General features: G+C 44.9%; 1 protein-coding gene and 1 pseudogene. One reads left to right on the top strand and one right to left on the bottom strand.

Translation table 11 applies throughout. The features are described from left to right. Positions 1-406: 406 nt before the first annotated feature. Positions 407-4399 carry a magnesium chelatase subunit H gene (locus F6K49_RS34095; protein WP_293103762.1) on the bottom strand — a complete coding sequence of 1331 codons (3993 nt, stop codon included), beginning with the start codon at positions 4397-4399 and terminating at the stop codon, positions 407-409. A 527-nt stretch (positions 4400-4926) separates the two neighbouring features. Here F6K49_RS34095 and F6K49_RS34090 point away from each other — a divergent pair. After that, positions 4927-6041, top strand: a pseudogene (locus F6K49_RS34090) (hypothetical protein); the annotation flags it as partial.

The following is a 6041-nucleotide window of genomic DNA, read 5'->3' as shown; positions in this document are numbered from 1 at the left end:
GAAAAAAGGCTTGAAAGCCTTGTCGGGTATGCCTTCTGCCTTCATGCAGCCAGCCCTATTTATTTCCTATTCATAATTCCTAAAATTTGTCAAGTTTTTTGTAAAGAAATATGTTTATAAAGCATAGCTTATTAAGGGGGATAATGGGGGATCAATTTGAGGGGATTAAGGGGGACCAAAGGGGGATAATAGGTACCTTATGGGATATATAATTGCTAGATTGTGACTATAGCTTTGTCCATAATTATTAGGTACAGTTTGCCTTGAGTAGGGATCCCCCCTAACCCCCCTTAATAAGGGGGGGACTTTAATAAGGGGGGAATATGATTCACTATTCCCTGTTGCCTATTGCCTATTCCCTAAATTGTGTACCTCACCGAATTGAAAACCGCTATAGCAAAAAATCCTACTCTATTCCTTCAATCCTATCTTCAACCTCCTGATACAACTCGCGCAACAGCTGTAAATTACTCTCACTGGTTTCCCAATAGCCACGGCCATTAACTTCCAATAAGGTAGAGACTACTTTACGGAAAGAATTGGGATTCAAATTCATTAACCGCTGACGCATTTCTTCATCCTGGATAAAGGTAGTATTCACATCTTCATAAACCCAGTTATCCACTGCATCAGCGGTTGCACTCCAACCCATAGTATTCACTAAGCGTTTGGAAAGTTCCCGGACCCCTTCATAGCCATGATTCAACATCCCTTCGTACCACTTGGGATTAAGTAACTTAGTCCGGGCATCTAAACGGACGGTTTCTGATAGGGTGCGAACCTGAGCATTAGCTGTAGTAGTATCAGCAATGTAAGCGGTTGGTTTCTTACCATCGTTGCGCAAGTTTGCTACTACTTTAGTGGGGTCAGAGTCAAAGTAATGAGAAACATCAGTAAGGCTAATTTCCGATGAATCAAGATTCTGGAAGGTAACATCAGCAGTTTTCAAGGCCGACTCAAAAATCTTCTGACTCTGTGCCATGGTGCCTGGGTTATCAGAAGAGAAAGCAAAAGACTTGCGACTGAGATACATATTTTGTAACTCGGCTTCTTCTTCCCAGGTGCTGTTTTCCACAGCTAAATTAACATTGGACGCATAGGAACCAGAAGCATTGGAGAACACCCGAGTCGCAGCTTGCCGTAGATTAATCCCCATCTCTTGAGCTTGTTGCAAACTGTGTTTCCGCACAAAGTTCATTTCCAGGGGTTCATCCGCTTCTGCGGCCATTTTCACCCCTTGGTCGAGTAAATTCATCTGATTGATGAACAAATCCCGGAAGACACCGGAACAGTTTACTACCACATCAATCCGAGGACGACCTAACTCTTCTAAGGGAATTAGTTCTAATTTATTCACCCGTCCCAAGGCATCGGGCACTGGCTTAACCCCGACCATCCACAGAATTTGGGCTAGGGATTCGCCATAGGTCTTAATATTATCCGTACCCCATAGCACACACGCAATGGTTTCTGGCCAAGCCCCATCATTATCTCGCTTTTGCCGTGCCAACAGTCGGTCTACTACGATTTTGGCAGATTTCACTGCTGCTAGGGTGGGAATGGATTGGGGGTCGAGGGCGTGAATATTCTTACCGGTCGGTAGCACATCGGGATTTCGGATCGGGTCACCACCAGGACCTGGCAGCACATATTCCCCATCTAAGGCTTGGAGCATTGCTCCTAGTTCGTTGTCTGCTACTATCTGCTCTAAACAGAATTCCAGATAGTCAAACAGAGGCTTGATCGCTTCGGAATCTACTTTGGTATATCCTAGATTGTGCAAAGCTTCTAGCCAAGGTGCTTTTTTACCAAGGTTGAGGAAGTTGAGTTTAGAGACTTTAGAGACTCGTCCATCGCTGTCGATTTGAGCTTGAACCATAGCACTAACAGCAGCACGGGTAGCTTGGGTGATATCTTGCAACAACTCCACATCAGCTAAGATGCCTTGGTCATTGTTGCTGTAAATTTCATCAATCTCTCGCTCAATACTGTTAGCAATAATCCGGGGTAAACCGATGATTTCGTCTTCGCTACGGTCTAAGTTAGCAATATTGACTAGAGTTGCGATCGCTTCTTCTGCGGTTGGTGGCTTACCAATCACATGCAACCCACAGGGTAACAACCTTGATTCAATTTCCATCAAACGGCGGTACACCTGACCGACCAAGGTATCCCGTTCTTCGGCACTCAGCTCCTTAGCATCTTGCTCGGGCAAGGCAATATCTTGATCAAGATTCACCAAGCGGCACTTATCCATAATGGTGTTAACAATGGGAACACCGCGCCCAGTATCTTTGAGAGTTTGATAAGACCCAATTAACTCACTGAGTTCCTTTAACCCCTTATATAATCCAGCATTTTCTGCGGGTGGGGTGAGATAGGATATGGTTTCAGCGTAGCTGCGGCGCTTGGCAATGGTTGCTTCACTAGGATTATTGGCAGCATAGTAGTACAGATTAGGAATAGAACCAATTAAATTATCTGGATAACAGTCTCCAGACATCCCCATCTGTTTCCCTGGCATAAATTCTAGAGACCCATGAGTTCCAAAGTGCAGCACAGCATCCGCTTGCCAGATTTGTTCTAAATAGGTGTAATAGGCAGCAAAGCCATGGTGAGGACTTGCGGAACGGGAGAACAACAGTAGCATTGGGTCTCCTTCATACCCAAAGGTAGGTTGTACTCCAATGAATACCTTCCCGAAGTGCTTGCCGTAGATTAACAAGTTTTGTCCATCACTATTAAGATTTCCTGGTGGTGGTCCCCAGTTTTCCTCTAAGCGAGTGGAGTAGGGAGTAAACCGTTCATACTCCATCACCGACATCCGGTGAGCAATATTCAATTCTGGACTAGCGTACTGAGCTTGGGCATCATGGATCACCTCTTGCATCAGTGCCTCAGCAGATTCCGGCAAGTCTTGGACATCATAACCATTGTTGTTTAGGGCTTCCATCACTTTATAGATGGAACCAAATACATCAAGATAGGCCGCTGACCCAACATTGCCTTTATCTGGGGGAAAGCTAAAGACTGTGATCGCAATTTTCTTCTCAAGCTTGGGCTTACGGCGCAAATTCGCCCATTTCATCACCCGTCGGGCTACTGATTCAATCCGGTCCTGTAACGCAATGGATTTTCCAGTTGCGCCATCCCGTCCGGATAGGATAATTGGTTCAATGGCACCATCCAGCTCTGGAATGGCAATTTGCAATGCTACTTGAATCGGGTGCAGTCCCAATTCACTATCTTCCCACTCTTCCGTAGTTTGGAAGACTAAGGGAAGTGTAACCATATACGGGCGATTGAGGCGTTTTAAGGATTCAATAGCTTTGGGATGGTCTTGCCGTGCTGGACCTCCTACTAAAGCAAAGCCGGTTAGAGATACCACAGCATCCACTAAGGGGACTACGGTTTTGCCATGTTCCTCAGAAAAATAGGTATCTACAGGTTTAGAGAAATCCAGACCACCAGCAAAGATGGGAATCACCCTTGCTCCCATGGCTTCGAGTTCCTGCACCATGGCTACATAATGGGCATCATCCCCTGTCACTAGGTGAGTGCGTTGCAGGACTAAACCAATACAGGGAGCAAGAGGGTCTTTTAAGTCTGTTGAGATATCTTGACGGCTACTATGCCAGTTCAGGTATTCCTTGACATCTTCAAACATTTGTGGTGCTAGAGGATGCCAAACCCCCATATCTGGGTAAACCACTGGGTCTTTGAATTGGACAGAGGTTTCGCTGTTTTTCTTCTCGCGCTTAAATACATACTTATCTGCTAGCATCAGCAAGAAGTTTTCCAGGTTATCAGAAGACCCCCCTAGCCAATACTGGAAACTGAGCATGAAGTTGCGAGCATCCTGAGCTTTGTCCATGGGCATATACTTCAGGACTTTCGGTAAGGTCTGCAACAGCTTGAGCATACTGTCTTGGAAGGAAGACCCAGATTTTTTCTTGCGCTTACGCATGAATTGTGCGATCGCACTCTTGGATTGCCCCAAATTGGCCATGGAGAAGCTACCTAATTTATTCAGGCGCATCACTTTCGGCATTGATGGAAATACGACTGCGGCATCCAAGCGATCGCGATTGGGTTGTACAGCGGCTACTACCTTCTCGGCCAAGTCTTCTATGAAAATTAGTGACGCGATAAAGATATTCGCTTCTGCTATATCCCGTTGGAAGTCTTCATAGTTTTCTGGGTCACGGAGTTCCTCAATGAGGTAGCCGCTGATTTCAATAGCGATATCTGGTTGATTTTGATTAATTGAGCGAACAGCAGCTGATAATGCACTTTGGTACTGCGGTTCTAGCACGACATAGACCACCTTCAGCAAATGACGCCCATTCAAGGCTTCCGGGGTGATGTGTCTAATGGTGGACTTGACGTGAGTGAACATGCGGCTAGGTCTCCTTCCTGATTATTCGTTATCTGTGCCTTACCTTGAGTGGCGGTAAGTGGCTGATCACCTTTGATAGTTTTGATCGTATTTAGATTTTATTGACAGATGTGCTATCTAACGTCTCTACCAGTGACCACTCACTCTTGGTTGGGATGGTTTTGTTTTGCCAACTAAAGAGTTTCTATCAAAAAACGTATACTTTCAGGGAGTTTCAGCCGTTATCTGATACAATTCGATATAAAAATTACTGATTTTTGTAAAATTACTTAACAATTACTGAAGTACTAAATCAGCTTACCTTAAAAAAACTAAACAATAAAAATCATTGACAAAAGTCAGCTTAGTTGTATATATAAGGAAAATTTATCGATTGATAAAACTATTACTTATCGTTCCTCCTTAATTATTACTTAAGATTTTAAGGGCTTACGGAGTAAGTCCTGATTTAGTAATCTTTGCCTTGAGTAAAGCCACATAGTCATAATCAGGAGTGGGGAAGAGTGCCAGCAGCAGATATTTTAGTTATGTCGAATGGCCCAGGAGAGTTGACCACCTGGGTGCGACCAGTGGTGAAGGCATTGCGGCAAACTCTAGGGAATGACCGTTCATTACTCCGGATATCGGTAGTGCTATCTCCTTGCCCTCATGCCACGGGCAAAGAAGATGCGATCGCAAAATCCTACCCAGAAGTAGACCGGGTTCAGGCAGCGCAGGATTTTTTACCATTCTTGTTGTGGGGGAAGACAGCGGAAAACTGGGACTGGCATCCAAAAGGGGTTGTTCTATTCCTAGGGGGAGACCAATTTTTTCCAGTAGTGATTAGTAAGCGCTTAGGGTATCGCAGTGTTGTCTATGCCGAGTGGGATGCTCGTTGGTACCGCTGGATTGACCACTTTGGAGTGATGAAACCCGATATTATCGCTCAAGTGCCTAAGACCTATGCCCATAAATTCACCATAGTGGGGGATTTAATGGCAGAGATTAGAGGGTTACAGGTTAATAAGGGGTTACAGGTTGCAGGTTCTCAGGTTAATCAGGAGTTACAGGTTACTCAGGGGTTGAAGGTTACAGGTTCTCAGATTGCAAGTTTAACGGAAGATACCCTTGAACATTCCACTGAAGTGATCGCACTATTACCGGGGTCAAAACCAGCCAAACTAGCTCAGGGAGTGCCTTTGTCTTTAGCGATCGCTGAACACATTCATAGGGCTAGACCCCAAACTCGCTTTGTGATTCCCGTTGCTCCTACCATAGATCTCAAAACATTAGCCAAATTTGCCAATCGTGATCACAATCCCATCATTAACAAGACAGGATGGTCAGAGGCACAACTTATATATAAAGTTGATAACGACTCGGTCATTAATCCAGGGTTACAGGTTAAGGGGTTACAAGTTAACGGGTTACAGGTTAACGGGTTACAAGTTAACGGGTTACAGGTTAACGGGTTACAAGTTACAGGTTCAAACTCCGATAACCTACCCTACCGGAACGCCAAAGGCGAACAACCTCCTAACCTTCAACCAGCTAACCTTCAACCAGCTAACCTTCAACCAGCTAACCTTCAACCAGCTAACCTTCAACCAGCTAACCTTCAACCAGCTAACCTTCAACCAGCTAACCTTCAACCAGCTAACCT

Source organism: Moorena sp. SIO3I6 (assembly GCF_010672095.1).
This window is presented reverse-complemented; position numbering and strand designations above follow the sequence as displayed.

Bases quoted from the DNA above. Each gene is read 5' to 3' on its own strand.
- F6K49_RS34095 (WP_293103762.1), bottom strand. From the start codon at position 4,399: ATGTTCACTCACGTCAAGTCCACCATTAGACACATCACCCCGGAAGCC.